Here is a 19,258-nt window from a genome sequence, read left to right on the forward strand (position 1 = left end):
GATGTCATTATGTTTTTAGGTTTGGAATGGTACTGGTGGATTGTGATCATTCTTGCGGCGGCAGTTGTTATGCCCTTCAAGATCAAATTTTTAAAATGGTGGGATAAGCTTCAGCGGGAAAGAAAAGAGGAACAGCAGGAGAAATGGGGGAATGAGGAATGATTGAGGTAAAGGACTTGACTTTTTCCTATGGAAAAGATAAGCAGGCGCTGCACGGCCTGAATTTTACTGTGGAAGATGGGGAAATCTTTGGCTTTTTGGGTCCGAACGGCTCTGGAAAGTCAACAACTCAGAAGATACTTACCGGGATTTTGAAAGGGTATGGGGGAGAGGTGTCTATATTCGGGCAGAATATTTCATCCATACGAAGACAGGAGTTTTTTCAGAAGATAGGTGTTCTCTTTGAATTTCCTTATCTGTATGCAAATCTAAGCGCCATAGACAATCTGGAATATTTTTCTTCCTTCTATCCCAAGGAGCAGGTGCGTGACCCGGGGGAGCTGCTGGAGGAATTGGAGTTTAAACGGGATTTTCTGAAAAAGCCCGTTTCCTCCTACTCCAAGGGAATGCGGCAGAGAGTGAGCATGGCACGGGCGCTGATCAGCAATCCGAAGCTGCTGTTTTTGGATGAGCCCACCAGCGGCCTTGACCCTTCCGGCGCCGTTCTGTTCCGAAAAATGATTGAAAAGGAGCGGCAGAAAGGCACTACAATTTTTCTGACTACCCACAATATGATGGATGCGGATCTCCTTTGCGACCGGGTGGCGTTTCTGTCCGGCGGAAGCATTGCGGCCCTTAATACGCCACAAAATCTGAAGGAACAGAACAGCAGTCACCATATTGTGATTACCTATTTATACCAGGGAAAACGGGAAGAAAAGATCCTGGAAACTTCGGAATTTAAAGGGAGTATTCCTTTCCCCCATGAGGAGCTTATCAGCATCCATTCCAAAAGCCCGACTCTGGAGGATATGTTTGTTCAATATACGGGAAGGGGGCTTGTTTGATGCATGGATTTTGCTCTCTGATAAAAAAGGATATACGACTTATGGCATCAGGAAAATTTTTTCTTATGTGGGCAGCATTTTTAATCCTTTATACTCTGTATGTGAATCTGGGATATGTCAAATTTATGAAACAGGAAATCTATCCGGTGTATCTGTATGATCCGGCAGGGACACAGAAATCTGTTTCCCTGCTGGTTCACCCCGTTTCCTCCAAAGAAGAGCTGGATGCGGCGCTGTTGGATAACAGCAGCAGTGTGGGGATTGATGCCAGTACCGGGGAAATACGGCTTGTTTTTTACAGGGGAACAGAAGAGACTGATCGTCATCGGGCTGATTACGCATTTTCCCTCCTGCATTCGCCGGAAGAGTTGTCAGAAGATTCCCCGGAAAACAGAGTGGAAAACCTGCCGGAAGATTCATCGGAAAACTTACCGGAAAAATATCTCACCCAGATTGTAGGAACCAATACACCGGAACAAAAGGCACGAAAAGAGATTACCTGTGAGCTTCTGTTTTTTGAGATTGCCGCCGTTGGATTTCTGGGGATTGCCGCCGTACTGTTTAAGGAAAAGAGTATGGGGGTTATCCGCATCCATGCGGCCCTTCCCATAGGGAAAAATATGTTTCTCATGTCTAAGCTTGTGATTTTCCTGGTGTCCGATCTGGTCTTTGCCTTGCTGCTTACGCTGCTCAATGTGGGGTTTGCGGATGCGGGTGCCATATTGCCCGGTGTTTTGCTGCAGACCATGTTTCTCTCCCTGATTATGGCTTTATTGGGGATTGCCTGTGCCCTGCTGCTAAAAGATTTCCGGCAGTTTACGCTGGCGTATCTTCTCATTGCTGTTTTTGCCGCAACTCCGGTCTTTTTGTCGGCAAATACGGCCATAAAGATGGATTGGATTCATCTTCATCCCTTCTATCACATCTATATGGGATTGAAAAACGCATATTTTGGAACGCCTGGGGCAGGTCCCTTTTACTATTTGGGCTGTTTGCTTGTAATTATCCTGCTGTTTTTTGGGGTACGGCATGTATTTTTTCGGGAAATGGAAAAGGAGGGGTGAAGATGAAAAGCCTGTATTATCAATTAAAAAGTGTGCTGCATGATAAGTTTTGCCTGATGACCTTTCTTTTGCCCATTGCTGTGGCAATCGCTCTTCATTTTGCAGGATCCATAGACATGTCACCTGTGGGAAAGTTACATTTTGGAATTCTGGAAAATGACTTGTCAGAGGAAATGGTCACATGGCTGGAGCGCTATGGTACGGTTACTGTCTATCCTGCATCAGATGAGTTGTATGCGGCGGTAAATGAACCGTCAACAACTCTGATTGGAGTGGAAGGGGAGGGAAACGGCATTAAAACCATTCTGTCCGGTGATGAGCTGGATGTGTTTCGTCTGGCCGCCCATACCCTTCCGGTTCTGTACAAAGAGCGGGACATGGCTTCTCAGGTAAAGACTGAGATTTTAGAGCGTCCTGACCTGATGGAAGGATACCAGAATATGTTTATAGCTGCGACGCTGATTGTGGCGATGTTTATGGGATGTACCTTTAATGCCATGAATATAATTTCCGAGAAGGAGGATGGGGTGGCTTTTATCAATGAGATTCTGCCCATGACCAGGAGCCGGTATATTGTGCAGAAGCTAGCGGTTGGTTTTATCTTTGGTTGTCTGTCCTCTCTGATTACGGTGTGTATTTGCTTTCGGCTTTCTTTGGAAAATGCGGTTTTGATGCTGGCACTGGTGGTCCTCTCCGCATTTGTGGCCGCCCTTATTGGCCTTGTCATTGGCAGGGCCTCCGGCGGGCTGATGGTGGGAGTGGTTTATATTAAAATCGTAATGCTTTTATTCATTGCTGTGCCCATTGCGAGCTTTCTTATTGGGAGCCGCCATCCGATTATCTCGGCGGTTTGCTGCCTTGTACCTTCCCAGGCCGCCTTTGAGGGGATTATGGACTTGTCAGCGGGAGGCGGGGGAGCGGTGATGAAGGATATTTTTATTCTCTTGGCTCATTGTGCGGGATGGTTTGGCGCTTTGAATTGCAAATGTTCCACGCTCATGTTATAATTTCCATAAACAAGCAAAACACATTTTCAAAGACAGAAATAACAAAAACCAGCAGGAGGAAATCATACATGGGACTTGACATTTATGCAGGCACATTGACCCGCTACTACACAGATAACTGGAAGTCTGTCACACAGCAGTGGGCGGAAGCCAACGGCTATTCCTTTTCACGGATTACGCCCCAGGGGGATAAGGATAACAGCGAACCTCAGTTAAGCGCATCTGAGATGCAGGAAATTATGAAAAACTGGCAGAGTCAGATATTGGCCGCCCTTGCTTCTCCGGAGCGCCCGGCATATGAGGCGTGGACAGAGGACAATGTGTCGCCTTATTATACGAATAAGCCGGATTGGGATGCCTTTGGCGCCCTGCTTTTGTATGCGGCCGCCCGGACCTATCAGGAACCCTTGCCGAAGACGGTGGAAAAAAATTGGGATTTTGAAAAGCATCCCCTGATTCAGCGGATTGGCGAGGATGAGAAGATGCTCTGGTCTTTGTTTATCGGGGCAAGCTGGTGGCTTCCCATAGAGGATGGCTTTGCCTTTAACGGCACAGATCCTGCTGGAGGGGAGGTTACAATCTCCACTGCAGGAGCCTTAAAAATGGAGCTTGACCAGATCAATTCCATAGGCTGGAAGGCCGATGAAGAGACAATTTTAAGCTGGACGGAAACGGAAGGCTATCCGGTAGATGGGGAGATTCGGGACGGAAAGCTGACAAATGCAGGTATTGCGGAGCATGATGTGTATGATACGGAATCCCTGGCCAAGTTTGCTTTCTCCATTTTTTGGAGAGCTGCCAAGTTTTCCCTGGAAAACCGTGTCCCGATTCTGCTGGATTTTTAAGAAAGACAATAAGATGAGTATTTGATTGAGGTAAAAAGTTTGTCATAAGGCAAGGTGTCAGGAATGACTTGTTTTATGACGGATTTTTAAAAGAGATTTTTTAGGAGGTATGGGATGGGATATTGGATTACGATGTTGCTTGTAGATCTGCTGACGCCAGCCATTCTGCTGGGCTTCGGGATTTTGCTTCAAAAGCACCCGCCTAAGGAGATTAACGACGTCTACGGCTATCGAACCCGAATGTCTACAAAAAATATGGATACATGGATTTTTGCCAATACATACTGCGGCCGGATATGGCAGCGATGCGGTTTCGTGATGCTGCCCGTATCTCTTGCGGCAATGCTCTTTGTTATGGGAAAAAATGAAAATATTGTTTCTAATGTGGGAGGAATCCTGTGTTTTTTGCAGCTTCTTCCTCTGTTTGGAACGATTTTTTATACGGAGAGGGCATTGAAAAAACACTTCGATGCCAATGGAAATCGAAAAATTTAAAAACAGATAGGCATACCCTACGGGTACACCGTAATACATGCCCCTTTGGGGCAGGCGGACTTCGTCCGTTAAGGTATGCTTGCCTGAGAACTGAGGAGAGAAAAAATGAGTCTGAAACGGGAACGAATTGTCATCAAGGTGGGAACCACCACCTTGACCAATGAGCTGGGCAACAGCAATTTACAGCGGATGGAAGAGCTTGCCCGGACCATTGCGGATATTCAAAATATGGGCCATGAAGTGATTCTGGTGTCCTCCGGCGCCATTGCCGTAGGAGCCAACAAAATGCGTCTTAAGGAAAAGCCCAAAAGCATGCGGATGAAGCAGGCGGCGGCAGCCGTGGGACAGTGCGCCAATATGTTTCTCTATGATAAATTTTTCGGCTATTACGACAAAACCGTAGCCCAGATTCTATTGAATGCTGAGGATATTACCCAGGAGGAAAAGAAAGAAAATTTAACAAACACCTTTGACGCCCTTTTAGAGCACAGTGTCATTCCCATTGTAAATGAAAATGACTCCGTAAGCTATACGGAGATTGAGTCCGAGGAAAAGCTTTTCGGAGACAACGATATGCTTTCCGCAGTGGTTGCCGTTCTCTGTAATGCGGATAAGCTGATTATTCTCTCGGATATTGACGGATTTTACAACAAGGATCCCCGGCTTTATAAGGATGCGGTTTTGATTGAATGCATTGATAGGATAGAGGACAGCACTTATGAGCTTGCGGGAGGCGCCGGATCCAGACGGGGAACGGGAGGCATGCGGACCAAGCTTCAGGCGGCGGACCTGGCCACTACTCAGGGAATCGACACGATTATAGCCAATGGAGGCAATCCGGCGATTTTGTATGAGATTGTGAAAGGAAAACAGGCAGGGACCAAATTTATGGGGCATCGGGATTAGTTAAATGTATGCACAAGATATAGGGTGGAACAGGTTTATAGAAATGAAATTGTGAACAGGGATGGAGACAGGATAAAATGAAAAAGAGATGGTGGCATGATAAGACAGCGTATCAGATTTACCCCAAAAGCTTTAAGGACAACAACGGGGACGGAATCGGAGATCTTCGTGGAATTATAGAAAAACTGGATTATTTAAAAGAGTTGGGCATTGGAATTGTATGGATTTCCCCTATTTACAAGTCCCCGTTCGTGGATCAGGGCTACGATATCTCCGACTATTACGCCATTGATCCGGCCTTTGGAACCATGGAGGATATGGACGAGCTTCTAAAGGAAGCAAAGAAGCGGGACATTGCCATTGTGATGGATCTGGTGGTAAACCACTGCTCGGATCAGCATGAATGGTTTCAGAAAGCGCTTAAGGATCCTTTTGGGCCTTATGGGGAGTATTTCTATATCCGGGAGGGAAAGGACGGCAATCCTCCCTGCAACTGGCGGTCTTACTTTGGAGGGAGCGTGTGGGAGAAATTACCCGGATATGACAATCTTTTTTATCTCCATATGTTCGCAAAGGAGCAGCCGGATCTTAACTGGGAGAATCCAAAGGTCCGTCAGGAGATCTACAAAATGATCCGCTGGTGGCTTGAAAAGGGAATTGCAGGCTTCCGTCTGGATGCCATTATCAATATCAAAAAAGATCTGCGCTTTGTGGATTTTCCGGCGGATCGGGAGGACGGCATGTGTGCGGGAACCACTATGCTTGCATATGCCCGGGGCGTAATGGATTTTCTTCAGGAAATGAAGCAGGAAGCATTTGCACCCTATGATGCATTTACCATCGGAGAACTTTTTGATTTCCGTCCCCAGGAGCTTAAGCGGTATATTGGGAATGAGGGCTGCTTTGAGTCCATCTTTGATTTTTCTCCCCATCTTCTGGGAGCCAGTGAAAACGGATGGTATGACAGGCGAAAAATATCCATGGATGAATTTCGGGATACGGTTTTTGAAAGCAAGGCCGTATCTCAGGAAATCGGCATGATGGCAAATATCATTGAAAACCATGATGAGCCCAGAGGGGTCAGCCGGTATCTGCCGAAGGACGGGCAGAATGACAGAGGGAAAAAGCTTTTGGCCGGAATTTCTCTTATGACCTTTGGCCTGCCATTTCTCTATCAGGGACAGGAAATCGGAATGACCAATAAGCGGTTTTCTTCCATAGAAGAAGTGGATGACATCAGCACGCTGGACGAGTATCAGGTTGCATTGGAGCATGGCATTGGGGAAGATGAGGCCCTTAAGATTGTATCGGAAATGAGCCGGGACAATGCCCGTACTCCTATGCAGTGGAGTGATGATGAGCATGGCGGCTTTACCGAGGGCAATCCATGGCTTTTGGTGAATGAAAATTATAAAGAGCTGAATGTGAAAGAGCAGGAGGGGCGTGAGGATTCCGTCTTATCCTTTTACAAAAAGCTCATTGCCCTGCGGACGGATTCGGAATATGGTGAAGCAGTTGTCTATGGAAAGCAGGAGCCGGTGCTTACGGAGCTTCAAAATTTTACGGGCTTTTACCGAAGGGGGAAAGAGAAGACGCTTCTTGTTTTGGCTAATGTGCAAAAGGAGAAAAGAAGTGTATCTGTTACCGCAGCGGTGAAAGGCGTGGTTGCGGATAATTGCGGGATGGAACCTGGGATTGAAGCTGTGGAAAAGACAGAGGATGGAAGCCGGATTTCTATGGAGGGGTATCAGTTCCTGATTTTGGAGACTGAAAATATATAAATAATGGAATTAACAGCACATAATGAAAACAGGTTTATGCAATAGGAGGTATGGTATATGCCACAGATGATGCGGAGCTTGTTAGAACAGTATATTTCTGAAATTAAGAAAATATATGGTTCACATTTGCGAAAAGTGATTTTATACGGCTCTTGAATAACAGATAGACAGCTTTGAGAGCCTTGCAAAATTCACAGCAGATAAGGAACAGCGATACCAACAGTTGGAAATGGAACATCTTTCAAAGGGGCAGAAATTAAACCGATTAAAGGAACTGTCAAAGAGGTAATCAGCAATAACAAAAAGAACCCTGAAAATAGGCAGAATTAGAATAGAAACTGTTGAGGATATGCAGAACCAAATAGTTGCTATGATAAATTTGCAGGCGGTTGACAAGGAAATATAGTATATGAAAAATTCATATGAATTTCATTGTAAATACGGGACTTTTTTGTATAATTGAAGTGTAGCAGGAGTAGAATATATCGTATCTTGTGTCACAGGTTTTTAGAAATCGAGGTGTTAAAGTGCAGGACGATACAAAACAGATAGAAGAAGTCATGGCAAAGCGTACCGCAAAAAACAGCGTATTCCTTGACCTTTTTCAAAACAAGAGTTATCTGCTAAAGCTGTATAAGACGCTCCACCCAGAGGACACCACAGCGACAGAGGATTCCCTAACTGATGTAACAATAGAAAATGTGCTGACCGACAATCTGTATAATGACTTAGGCTTTATTGTTAATAATAAGCTGATGATTCTCATAGAAGCACAGTCTACATGGACAATGAATATTTTAGTAAGAGTTTTGCTGTATTTGGCGCAAAGTTATCACGAATATTTTCAACGTACCAGCCAAAACTATTACAAAAGCAAGAAAGTGAAAATGCCGAAGCCCGAACTCTATGTGATTTTTACAGGAAACAAAGGACGGAAACCCGATAAAGTATTTTTATCAAAAGAATTTTTTGAAGGTGCAGATATTGACATTGAAGTAAAAGCAAGGGTTATTTATGAAAGTGATACAGATGATATCATCAATCAGTACATCATTTTCTGTAAAGTTTTTAACGAACAGACAAAACAGTATGGAATGACACAAAAGGCAGTTTCGAAAACAATTCGCATCTGTAAGGACAGAAATGTTTTAAGGGAATATTTAGCGGAAAGAGAAAAGGAGGTTGTGACGATTATGATGAGTTTATTTGATGAAGAACAGATAATGAAATCATTTATCAGAAGCGAAAGACATGACGCAGACAGGGAAACCGCAGAAAGAATGATAAAGAAAGGTAAAATGTCACTGCAAGAAATTGCGGATTATGTTCCGTCATTATCACTTGAAGAATTAAAAGAACTTGAAGCTGAGGTTATGCAGTTGGCGTAATCAACAGAACAATTTAATATCAATAAAACAGCATAAAGGCGCATGGAACAGTAAATTGTAAACCATGCGTCTTTAAAAGTTAAAGCGTGTCATTCTCCATGACTTAGAGCATGGGAAATAGATCAAAATCAAGGAAAGGTGATGAAAAATGATGAATACGTCCCTGACAAGTAGCAACAGGGTTGGAAACCTTGTAGATTTTATTCAGGAATCCGGCCCCTTATTTACGTAATAATCGTATCTCACCCTTTCCGCACCGCATGCTCCTGAAACCGGAAATAATCCGGCCGGTGCCGGGACTGGGTGAACTCGAACATAATCCCGTCACTGTTATAGGTATAGCTGGTAACTACAGCCATACAGTTGTAATCCTCCACATTCAATTCCAGATATTTCTCATCAATCTCCGTAATTTTCTCCACCGTCATAATCCGGCGGCTGTTCACAATGGTCATATGAAGCGTATGCTCCAGATAATCGTAGATGGAAGTCTCAGCGATCTCCTTTGTAAGACCAAGGGTACATTCTTTCAAAAAATAATTATGATTGATAATCAAAGGCTTCCCATCCAGAAAATGAAGCCTTTGCAGATAATAAATCTCCGCACCTGCCGGAAAACCTGTTTTTTCTGCCAGAGATTCGTCGGCAGTCAGTTCCATAAAAAGCAGAACTTTCGTATCATAGGTATGACCGTTTCGAATGGCCGATTCCCGAAAGCTCTCAATCTCCCCTATGGTAAAAGCCGTCTGCTCCACAGGACGGTAGATATTGCGGACACCCTTTCCCTGCATCGTCTGCACATAGCCGTCCGTCACCAGCCGTCCAATCGCCCTGCGGACCGTATTTCTGGAGCAGTTGTAGTTTCGAATCAGCACATTTTCCGAGGGCAGAAGCTCCCGATAGGCGAACTCATCCGATTCAATTCTCCGTTTTAAATCCTTATAAATAGATTCATAAATACTCTTAGGCATAGGGAAACTCCTTTAAATAAAATTTGTATTTGGCAGCGGACGCCGTCATACAGGAAACATACTTCTTTCCATGCTCCGGCCAGAGGCCTAACACGCTTGTAAAGAAGTATATTTCCTGTATGACGGCTGACTTCAAAATTAAAACTTCTAGTGAAAGCTTATCCGTATAAAAAGGAAAACTCTTTTTTTGAAAAGAGCTTCTGTTGCATAAAACTTGAAGCATCAATGAATATTTTACACACAATTACTAAATTTGCATCTGATTCATTGTTTTGTAAACCGGAATTTCTCCAACTTTGTTCTCTAAGACAAAAGAAATATTTCTTTACTCATCTTTTTAAAAGAGGGCTTGCTATTAAAATAATTTCTTCGTCGCTTAATCATATCTAAGACCATTTTTTGTGCCGCTTCTTTAGATGTTAAATAGGGTTTTATATGGTATATACAATGGTTATAAAATGTTTCATGCCACTCTATATACACATTACCAGCATAAAAACTTTTCTTTAATATATTCAAAAATTTTTCAAAGAAATTTAATCCATTTTCAAAATTGCCCATTAGAAAGCATATCATTGCCATATCATAAACTTCCCAAAAGCGTTGATTTTTTGGTATACCCGATGCTTTCTGTTCAAGACATTTTTTCGCATAATTCATATCATTGAATTTACGGTATTCTATCACTTTTCGCAAATTCCTCTATCTTTGTTTGAAATATATCCATTATCATCTAACCAAGTTCTTGACGTGCCTTGCCGAAAAAGCCCATGAGGGGCTAATATCTTTTTTGCAGCCATATTTATAATCTTATCATGTTGCCGCATCATATCATTCCTCTCTAAGCCCGATCCGTATCTTTGATTATACCCTACGGGGCAGATAAACTTCAAAATATTAGCAAGTTGCCTGCAATACATATCAACAGTGTAGAATCACCCAACCCCCAGCAGTCAGGAAAGCCCGCATATCCCGGAAGGCGTGTTAGCGAAAGCGGAGCAGGGAGGGATATGCGGGCTTTCCTGACTGCGTCCGTTTCCTACCTTTTATTATAAATCCCAATCCCCAAAAGTCAATGGCAAATCACAAACTTGTTTAAACAAATTTCGAAAAACCTATTGACATGTTTAAACAAGTGTGATATATATAAACCATAACATGTTTAAACAAGTAAAACAGACACGGAGGAACGAGGTTATGGGTAAGTATGCACAGGATGCAAAAGAGCTGCTGGGCCTGGTAGGAGGCAAGGAAAACATAGCGGCAGTATCACACTGTATGACCAGAATGCGTTTTGTACTGGCAGATCCGGCAAAGGCGGATGTGCCGGGAATCGAGGCTATGAAAGTGGTAAAGGGAAGCTTTACACAGTCCGGCCAGTTTCAGGTTATCATCGGAAATACGGTTGCCGATTTTTACAACGACTTTATTGCGATAGCAGGAATTGAGGGTGTATCCAAAGATGCGGTAAAGCAGGCCGCAAAGCAGAACCAAAACGTACTGCAGCGGATCGTAACCGCACTGGCGGAGATCTTTGCGCCGCTGATTCCGGCTATTATTACCGGCGGTTTGATCTTAGGCTTCCGCAACTGTATTGACAGTCTGTATCTGTTTGAGAACGGCACCAAGACCCTCTGCGATATCAGCCAGTTTTGGACCGGTATTGACGGATTTCTGTGGCTGATTGGCGAAGCCGTTTTCCATATGCTTCCGGTGGGCATCTGCTGGTCGGTGACAAAGAAGATGGGTACTACCCAGATGCTTGGAATTGTTCTTGGACTGACGCTGGTATCGGGGCAGCTTTTGAATGCCTATTCGGTAGCGGCCACGGCTGCATCTGATATTCCCAAATGGGATTTCGGGTTTATTAAGGTAAATATGATTGGCTATCAGGCACAGGTAATCCCGGCTATTCTGGCGGCATTTACTCTGGTATACCTGGAAAAATTTTTCCGAAAGATAACACCTCAGGTAGTATCCATGATTGTAGTTCCATTCTGCAGCCTTTTGCTTGCAGTAATGGCTTCCCATTTTGTCTTAGGACCTATCGGCTGGAAGATTGGATCCGCCATCTCTGCTGTGGTATATGCGGGAATCACCGGAACCTTTAAGGTCGTATTTGGAGCAATTTTCGGATTTGTCTATGCACCGCTGGTTATTACGGGACTTCATCATATGTCCAATGCCATTGATCTGCAGTTGATTGCGGACTATGGCGGAACTATGCTGTGGCCTATGATTGCTTTGTCCAATATTGCACAGGGATCTGCGGTACTGGGAATGATTCTTCTGCAGAAGAAAAATGCGGAGGCTCAGGAGGTCAATGTTCCGGCCTGCATTTCCTGTTACCTTGGAGTTACGGAGCCGGCTATCTTCGGCGTAAACCTAAAGAAAGGCTTCCCCTTTGTGTGCGGTATGATGGGTTCTGCCGCTGCTGCGATAGTCTGTGTGGCAACGGGAACTACGGCAAATGCCATCGGTGTAGGCGGGCTTCCGGGAATCCTTTCCATAAAGCCGGAATATATGGGAAGCTTTGCCCTGTGCATGATAATTGCGGCAGCGGTTCCCCTGGCTCTTACCATGATAGCGGGAAAGAAGAAGCTGACCCCGTCAGAAAAAGGCGAAGTGAAAGCCGTTAACGCAGGCGATGGAATAACGACAGATAATAGGGAAGAAGCCGGAAATGAAAACGGGACAGATGTTCCCAAAGAATTAAAAGCATTTTTATCCGGAAAGGTAATTCCCTTAAAAGAAGTTGGTGACGGCGTATTTTCCGAGGGCGTTATGGGAGAGGGCCTTGCGATTATACCAAAAAGCGAGGTGCTGTGTGCTCCGGCAGATGCGGAGGTTACGGTGCTGATGGAGGATTCACGGCATGCCTGCGGCCTTAAACTTGCCAATGGAATGGAAGTTCTTTTACATATCGGCATTGATACGGTGGATATGAACGGGGATGGCTTTACCTATGAGGTGGAGACAGGTCAGAGAGTGAAAGCCGGGGATGCTTTGGTTCGGTTCAGCCGGGAAAAGATTCAGGCGGCAGGCCATCCGGATGTGACCGTATGCATTATCACGGAACAGGGAAATGCCCATGGGATACAATTCCATACGGGCATGGATGCAAAGGAAAATGAGACCGTTCTTGTGACATTTGCATAGAGAAACAAAGCTTTGTACAAGATTCTGTAAAATGAATAACCCATCAAAGAACAGTATAGGGCATACTTCCCAGCTCTGACTGACAGCAGTTTGATAAGCAGCCGGCTTTCTTTGCCGGGGAGTATGTATAAAAAAGAAGCAAAAAGATAGGAGAGATTTCCATGATAGATCTGGGAGAAAAAATCGTATATCAAATATATCCAAAATCCTTTCGGGATTCAAACGGAGACGGGCTGGGAGATTTGCCCGGAGTGATAGAAAAGCTGGACTATTTACAGGGACTTGGCGCAGACTACCTGTGGCTCACTCCGGTATATCCATCCCCCCAGAATGACAACGGCTATGATGTGTCGGATTACTGTGCCATTGATCCCAGATTCGGCACCATGGAGGATATGGATCGTCTGATTGCCGAGAGTGAAAAGAGAGGACTTAAGGTGATGCTGGATATGGTGTTCAACCACACCTCCACCGCTCATGAATGGTTCAGAAAAGCCCTGGCCGGGGAGAAAGAGTATCAGGATTACTATATCTTCCGGGATGGAACCGGGGACCAGCTTCCCACAAACTGGCAGTCCAAGTTTGGAGGCCCTGCATGGGAGTATGTGCCCGCTCTTGGGAAGTGGTATCTCCATCTCTTTGATGTAACGCAGGCGGACTTGAACTGGGAAAACCCTCGTGTTCGGGAGGAACTTAAAAATGTTATCCGCTTTTGGAAGGGGAAAGGAGTAAAGGGCTTTCGCTTTGATGTAGTAAACCTGATCTCCAAGCCGGAAACATTTACGGATGATCTTATGGGAGACGGACGGCGGTTCTATACGGATGGACCTCATATTCATGAGTATTTGAAAGAGCTGACAGGTGACACGGGGATTGAGGAATTAATGACTGTGGGCGAAATGTCTTCCACGCATCTTAAGGACTGCATCCGCTATTCCAACCCGGAGGAACGGGAGCTGTCCATGTGCTTTCATTTCCATCACCTCAAGGTTGACTACAGGGATGGGGACAAATGGAGCTTGATGGAGCCGGATCGAATGGAGCTGAAACGGCTTTTTGAAGAGTGGCAGATGGGGATGCAAAAAGCTCATGGATGGAATGCTTTGTTCTGGTGCAACCACGATCAGCCCCGGATTGTGTCCCGGCTGGGGGATGAGGGAAAGTACTGGAAGCAGTCCGCCAAGATGCTTGGAGCCTGTATCCATCTGATGCAGGGAACGCCTTATATCTATCAGGGGGAAGAAATCGGAATGATGAATCCCCATTTTCAGGAAATTGGGCAGTATCGGGATGTGGAAAGCCTGAATTATTATGGGATTCTTTTGGAGCAGGGGAAGACGGAAAAAGAGGCCCTTGAGATTTTGGCCGCCCGTTCCCGGGACAACAGCCGGACGCCTATGCAGTGGTCCGGAGAGGACGGATGCGGCTTTACGGAGGGGACGCCCTGGATTGAGGCTGCCAGGAATTATGGGGAAATCAATGTGCGGACCCAGATGGCAGAGGAAGATTCCATTTATCATTTTTATAGAAAGCTGATTGCTATGCGGAAAGAAAAGGCTGTGATTTCCAAGGGCAGTATTGAATTTTTTATGCAGGAGAATCCGGATGTGCTGGCTTATCGGAGAAGGTATCAGGGTGAAGAAGTGGTTGTGTTAAATAACCTGACCGGAAAGGAAGCGGCGGTTTTGGCTGAATCCGTCTGGTGCGGGTATGAGAAAATCCTTGGGAATTATGAGGACAGCCGTACGATGGAGGGTGCGGTGAGATTGAGACCCTTTGAGGTATTGGTGCTGGAAAAAAGAGGATCATAGAATTTAAAAGCGCCCCTCCATCAAATCCTTTAACGTAATACCAAAAAAGAACTCATGCACAAGTGCGTCATACTTTTCCCAAAGGGGAAGGGTAATGCAGTTTTCTTTTCGGGGACACACTTCCGCATCCGGCAGCCGGCAGGCTACACAGGCAATAGGACCTTCGGTCAGCTCAATGATCTCTCCGACAAGATAATCCTCCGGCTCCCTCGTAAGCACATAGCCGCCGCCTTTCCCCCGAAGTCCCTTCACAAGCTTCCCCTTTACCAGCATCCGCAGAATAATCTCCAGATATTTTTCGGAAATCTCCTGCCGGGAGGAAATATCCTTCAGGGGAATATAAGCAGCATCCCTGTGCTGTGCAAGATCGATCATCACTCTAAGGGCATAACGGGCTTTTGTTGAAATCATAGCAGTTCCTCCATAATGCTCGGCACTCCCCGGATATCATTCAAATCCTCATTTGCAGAGAAGCTCCAAGCTGTTCTTTGTTTATTATAACCCAGTGCGGAAAAAAATTCAATATAAAACCTATATTCATATTGACATAGTATGTAAAAGGTGATATCCTTTGGTAAATAGTTCCGAAAAACAATAAACAGAGTTGCTGTCAGAGGAATTTCGGAAATAAAAATCCGGCTAAGAACTGTCAAGTGTTAATGATAAATTTTTTTAGCTGGACAGTAAAGTCGCAAAGGCACACGAGAGAATCTTTCATGAGTGTCCTTTCGAATGAAAGTTTCTCTCATTAGGTGTGTGCCGAAGGGACTTTACCCTTTAGTGCCGCCCGGCAGCAACTTAAAAAAGGAGGAGAATGAAATGGCAAATTATTATAAGGGAACCTTAGGGCTGATAGGAAATACACCCTTAGTAGAGGTAACAAACATTGAAAAGGAGCTTGGCCTTAAGGCGACGATTCTGGTCAAGCTGGAATACTTCAATCCTGCGGGAAGCGTAAAGGACAGAATCGCCAAGGCTATGATCGAGGATGCGGAGAGCAGGGGACTTTTAAAGGAAGGCTCCGTAATCATCGAGCCAACCTCCGGCAATACAGGAATCGGCCTTGCATCCATTGCGGCAGCCAAGGGTTATCGAATCATTCTTACCATGCCCGAAACCATGAGCGTAGAGCGGCGAAACATTCTGAAAGCATATGGGGCGGAGCTGGTGCTTACGGAAGGAGCCAAGGGCATGAAAGGCGCCATTGCAAAGGCGGATGAGCTGGCAAAGGAGATTCCCGGAAGCTTCATTCCCGGCCAATTTGTAAATCCGGCTAATCCAGCTGTTCATAAGGCAACCACCGGCCCGGAGATCTGGAAGGATACGGACGGCAAGGTAGATATCTTTATCGCCGGTGTGGGGACGGGCGGAACCGTAACGGGCACCGGAGAGTACTTAAAGGAGCAGAACCCCAATATTAAAGTAGTGGCTTTGGAGCCTGCGGCGTCTCCCGTATTATCCGAAGGAAAATCAGGCGCTCACAAGATTCAGGGCATTGGAGCCGGATTCGTGCCGGAGGTATTAAATACATCTGTTTATGATGAGGTATTCAAGGCAGAAAATGAGGATGCCTTTGCCGCCGCAAAGCTTCTGGCAAAAAAAGAAGGAATCCTGGTAGGCATTTCCTCCGGTGCGGCTCTGTATGGCGCCATTGAGCTTGCAAAGCGCCAGGAAAATGAGGGAAAGGTGATTGTGGCGCTTTTGCCGGATACGGGCGACAGATATTATTCTACACCTCTATTTACCGAGTGATATCCTTATTGCAGAAGATTTTCTCCCAGGGATTGACCGATAAGAAAAAGCAGCGGAGTATTCGATTTGACTTCACTGCTTTTTTATTGTAGGATTGTAAGTATTTAGTACAGGTCGAAGCACTTGCTGCGAAGACCGTAAGAACGTGATTCAGGAGTGCAAAGGTCTACGCTTCGCTTCGGTCGGTTCTGAACAAGTGCCACCGGCATTTAGAACCCCATCGCCGCAGGCGATTTTAATGGATTTTGCATTGTAACTGTGAGGGTACTGAACAGTTACATAGGATTATATATCACATGGAAAGGAACGAACCGACATGACGCTGATCCAGCTAAAATATATCATTGCCATTGCCGAGACAAAATCCATGAACAAAGCGGCCGAGCAGCTTTATGTGTCTCAGCCCTCCCTTACCAACGGAGTAAAGGAACTGGAAAAGGAGCTTGGAATCACCCTGTTTTACCGAAGCGGAAAGGGTGTAACTTTGACTAACGACGGTGCGGAATTTCTGCTGTATGCAAAGCAGCTTTATTCCCAGTATGAAAATCTGCTGGGAAAATACGGAAAAGAGGGATCCTGCAAAAAGAAGTTCGGTGTTTCCACACAGCACTATTCCTTTGCAGTGAAAGCCTTTGTAGACATGGCGAAGGAATTTGACATGTCAGAATATGAATTTGCAATTCGAGAGACAAAGACGGCAGAGGTCATCAGCGATGTCAGTACTCTGAAAAGTGAGCTTGGAGTCTTGTTCCTCTGCGATTTTAACCGAAAGTCCATGGAAAAGCTCTTAAGCTCCGCAGGACTAAAGTTCCATCACCTGATTGAATGTCAGGCTTATGTCTATCTGTGGAAAAATCATCCCCTTGCGAAAGAGAAGTCCATCCGATTCGGGCAGCTTAGCGGCTATCCCTGCCTGTCCTTTGAGCAGGGAGACAACAGCACCTTCTATCTGGCAGAGGAAATTCTGGCGACCAATGAATATCCCCAGGTGATTAAGGCAAACGACCGGGCTACCATGCTGAACCTGATGGTGGGATTGAATGGCTATACGCTGTGTTCGGGAATCATCTGTGAGGAACTGAACGGAAGCGATTTTCTGGCGATTCCTTTTGAGGATGATGAGCAGAATCCAAACAGCCTTATGGAGATCGGCTATATCACCAGGAAAAATATCCTGTTAAGCAAGATGGGAGAGAGGTATGTGGAGGCGCTTAAGAAATATCTTAAGGTTTAATCTAGTATAATCCGTACTTGAAGTTATGATAAGCATGGTTTTCTTGCTCTGTTACGCAAGAAATAACCAGAAAAGCAGCTAATGAATTGAATACCCAGTTATAGTTTAAAACTATAACTGGGTATTCTTTTTGCATATTGGACAGAAATAACCCACCATGTTAGTATGAATAACAGGAACAGCAAGGAGGATAAAAAATGTTTCAATATGCATTTATTTTAAGCAGAAATCGAATGTGCCGTAAGTTATGATGCCATAAGGCAAAAACAGTAGGAATGAAGCCGGAATATTATAAAAAAGAAATCAAGCTTTGACACCATAGAAATATACCAATAAGTCAAATACCCGCAGCAAGCTGACGGGGCATCAAGCTTGTAGCGCAGCAGAACTGCGGGGTATTTGACCCCTGCGGCAGTCGCCAAATGGACGTGCAAGCACGTCCGCTTGGCTCGCTGCCCACAGGAATAAAAGACAGCAAAAAATAAAACGGAGGATTCAAAAAATGGCAGATATCAAAGATTCAAAAAACTGGGGATTCGAGACAAGGCAGTTACATATCGGACAAGAGCAGGCAGACCCGGTAACGGATGCAAGGGCCGTTCCCATCTACGCATCTACTTCCTACGTATTCCACAACTCACAGCATGCGGCGGACCGCTTTGGTCTTCGTGATGCAGGAAATATCTACGGAAGGCTGACCAACCCCACAGAAGACGTATTCGAGCAGAGAATTGCATCCCTGGAGGGCGGCGTGGCGGCCCTGGCCGTTGCTTCCGGTGCAGCAGCCCTGGCCTATACATTCCAGGCTCTTGCCAAAGCAGGAGAGCATATCGTAGCATCCAAAACCATTTACGGCGGTACCTACAATTATTTGGCACACACCTTTCCACTGAACAATCAGGTGACAACCACTTTCGCAGATCCTTACGTGGAGGGCTCTTTCGAAGCAGCTATTCAGGAAAATACAAAGGCAATCTTCGTAGAAACACTCGGTAACCCCAATTCCAACCTGATCGATTTGGAAAAGCTGGCGCAGATTGCTCACAAACACAACCTTCCATTGGTAGTAGATTCCACTTTCGCTACGCCTTACCTTATCCGTCCCATTGAGTATGGCGCAGATATTGTAGTACATTCCGCCACAAAGTTTATCGGCGGACACGGAACAGCCATTGGCGGCGTGATTGTAGACAGCGGAAACTTTGACTGGAAAGCATCGGTAAAATATCCCTGGATCTCCGAAGCCAACCCCAGCTATCACGGCGTATCCTTTACAGACGCAGCAGGCCCAGCGGCATTTGTAACCTATATCCGTGCGGTCATTCTTCGTGATACGGGAGCAACCCTTTCTCCTTTCCATGCATTCATTTTTCTACAGGGATTGGAGACTCTCTCCCTCCGGGTAGAACGCCATGTAAGCAATACTTTGAAGATTGTAGAATATCTGAACAGTCATCCACAGGTAGAAGCAGTGCATCACCCGTCGCTCCCCACGGAGACCACCCATGAGCTGTACAAGAAGTACCTGCCAAACGGCGGAGGCTCCATTTTCACCTTTGAGATCAAGGGTGATGCAAGTACCGCTCAGACATTCATTGATAACCTGTCCATTTTCTCCCTGCTGGCAAATGTGGCGGATGTGAAATCCCTTGTCATTCACCCTGCAACCACCACCCACAGCCAGTGCACAGAGGAAGAACTTTTAGAGCAGGATATCAAGCCGAACACCATTCGTCTTTCCATCGGGATTGAGAAAGCAGAGGATCTGATTGCGGCATTGGATGCAGCTTTTGATGCGGTAAAATAAAAAAGATTGAAAAAATCTGTGCCTGGAATAT

At 45.4% G+C, this 19,258-nt stretch carries 17 protein-coding genes; 14 read left to right on the forward strand and 3 right to left on the reverse strand.

What is annotated here, in order from left to right:
* Window positions 1–9: 9 nt before the first annotated feature.
* The 9 genes from VSQ61_RS05590 to VSQ61_RS05630 all read left to right on the forward strand — a co-directional run bounded on the left by VSQ61_RS05590 (window position 10) and on the right by VSQ61_RS05630 (window position 8,493).
* Window positions 10–162: a hypothetical protein gene (locus VSQ61_RS05590; RefSeq protein WP_334343467.1), complete on the forward strand. Its 153-nt coding sequence runs from the start codon at window positions 10–12 to the stop codon at window positions 160–162.
* Window positions 159–1,007, forward strand: coding sequence for an ABC transporter ATP-binding protein (locus VSQ61_RS05595; protein WP_334343468.1), 849 nt, complete (start codon window positions 159–161; stop codon window positions 1,005–1,007). Before VSQ61_RS05590 ends, VSQ61_RS05595 begins: the two co-directional genes overlap by 4 nt.
* A 41-nt stretch (window positions 1,008–1,048) precedes the next feature.
* Window positions 1,049–2,071 carry an ABC transporter permease gene (locus tag VSQ61_RS05600; RefSeq protein WP_334343469.1) on the forward strand — a complete coding sequence of 341 codons (1,023 nt, stop codon included), beginning with the start codon at window positions 1,049–1,051 and terminating at the stop codon, window positions 2,069–2,071.
* Window positions 2,072–2,073: 2 nt separating this feature from the next.
* The gene (locus VSQ61_RS05605) at window positions 2,074–3,078 is read left to right on the forward strand and encodes an ABC transporter permease (protein ID WP_334343470.1); all 1,005 of its coding nucleotides are present in this window, start codon (window positions 2,074–2,076) and stop codon (window positions 3,076–3,078) included.
* Between the two features lie 68 nt (window positions 3,079–3,146).
* On the forward strand, window positions 3,147–3,923 hold the full coding sequence (locus VSQ61_RS05610; RefSeq protein WP_334343471.1) for a hypothetical protein: 777 nt from the start codon (window positions 3,147–3,149) through the stop codon (window positions 3,921–3,923).
* Between the two features lie 114 nt (window positions 3,924–4,037).
* Entirely contained in the window at window positions 4,038–4,418 is a 381-nt protein-coding gene (locus VSQ61_RS05615) for an SdpI family protein (protein WP_334343472.1), read from the forward strand.
* 105 nt (window positions 4,419–4,523) lie between these two features.
* On the forward strand, window positions 4,524–5,324 hold the full coding sequence (gene proB / locus VSQ61_RS05620; RefSeq protein WP_334343473.1) for a glutamate 5-kinase: 801 nt from the start codon (window positions 4,524–4,526) through the stop codon (window positions 5,322–5,324).
* Window positions 5,325–5,401: 77 nt separating this feature from the next.
* The gene (locus VSQ61_RS05625) at window positions 5,402–7,105 is read left to right on the forward strand and encodes an alpha-glucosidase (RefSeq protein WP_334343474.1); all 1,704 of its coding nucleotides are present in this window, start codon (window positions 5,402–5,404) and stop codon (window positions 7,103–7,105) included.
* A gap of 527 nt (window positions 7,106–7,632) precedes the next feature.
* A complete protein-coding gene (locus VSQ61_RS05630) occupies window positions 7,633–8,493 on the forward strand; it encodes a hypothetical protein (RefSeq protein WP_334343660.1) in 861 nt (286 codons plus the stop codon).
* Between the two features lie 242 nt (window positions 8,494–8,735).
* Here VSQ61_RS05630 and VSQ61_RS05635 read toward each other — a convergent pair whose 3' ends face one another.
* Both VSQ61_RS05635 and VSQ61_RS05640 read right to left on the reverse strand, forming a co-directional pair.
* Window positions 8,736–9,464, reverse strand: coding sequence for a UTRA domain-containing protein (locus tag VSQ61_RS05635; protein ID WP_334343475.1), 729 nt, complete (start codon window positions 9,462–9,464; stop codon window positions 8,736–8,738).
* Window positions 9,465–9,767: 303 nt separating this feature from the next.
* Window positions 9,768–10,151: a hypothetical protein gene (locus VSQ61_RS05640; protein WP_334343476.1), complete on the reverse strand. Its 384-nt coding sequence runs from the start codon at window positions 10,149–10,151 to the stop codon at window positions 9,768–9,770.
* Between the two features lie 510 nt (window positions 10,152–10,661).
* On the opposite strand from VSQ61_RS05640, the gene treP reads away from it, so the two are divergent.
* Both treP and treC read left to right on the forward strand, forming a co-directional pair.
* On the forward strand, window positions 10,662–12,623 hold the full coding sequence (gene treP / locus VSQ61_RS05645) for a PTS system trehalose-specific EIIBC component (protein ID WP_334343477.1): 1,962 nt from the start codon (window positions 10,662–10,664) through the stop codon (window positions 12,621–12,623).
* 161 nt (window positions 12,624–12,784) lie between these two features.
* The gene (gene treC / locus VSQ61_RS05650) at window positions 12,785–14,434 is read left to right on the forward strand and encodes an alpha,alpha-phosphotrehalase (RefSeq protein ID WP_334343478.1); all 1,650 of its coding nucleotides are present in this window, start codon (window positions 12,785–12,787) and stop codon (window positions 14,432–14,434) included.
* Between the two features lie 3 nt (window positions 14,435–14,437).
* Here treC and VSQ61_RS05655 read toward each other — a convergent pair whose 3' ends face one another.
* A complete protein-coding gene (locus VSQ61_RS05655) occupies window positions 14,438–14,845 on the reverse strand; it encodes an RrF2 family transcriptional regulator (RefSeq protein ID WP_334343479.1) in 408 nt (135 codons plus the stop codon).
* 408 nt (window positions 14,846–15,253) lie between these two features.
* Here VSQ61_RS05655 and cysK point away from each other — a divergent pair, with 408 nt between their 5' ends.
* The 3 genes from cysK to VSQ61_RS05670 all read left to right on the forward strand — a co-directional run bounded on the left by cysK (window position 15,254) and on the right by VSQ61_RS05670 (window position 19,227).
* Window positions 15,254–16,186, forward strand: coding sequence for a cysteine synthase A (cysK, locus tag VSQ61_RS05660; protein ID WP_334343480.1), 933 nt, complete (start codon window positions 15,254–15,256; stop codon window positions 16,184–16,186).
* 316 nt (window positions 16,187–16,502) lie between these two features.
* Entirely contained in the window at window positions 16,503–17,420 is a 918-nt protein-coding gene (locus tag VSQ61_RS05665) for a LysR family transcriptional regulator (RefSeq protein ID WP_334343481.1), read from the forward strand.
* 502 nt (window positions 17,421–17,922) lie between these two features.
* A complete protein-coding gene (locus tag VSQ61_RS05670; RefSeq protein ID WP_334343482.1) occupies window positions 17,923–19,227 on the forward strand; it encodes an O-acetylhomoserine aminocarboxypropyltransferase/cysteine synthase family protein in 1,305 nt (434 codons plus the stop codon).
* The last annotated feature ends 31 nt before the right edge of the window (window positions 19,228–19,258 follow it).

The sequence above is a fragment of the Candidatus Merdisoma sp. JLR.KK006 genome, from assembly GCF_036941035.1.
Lineage (GTDB): Bacteria > Bacillota > Clostridia > Lachnospirales > Lachnospiraceae > Laedolimicola.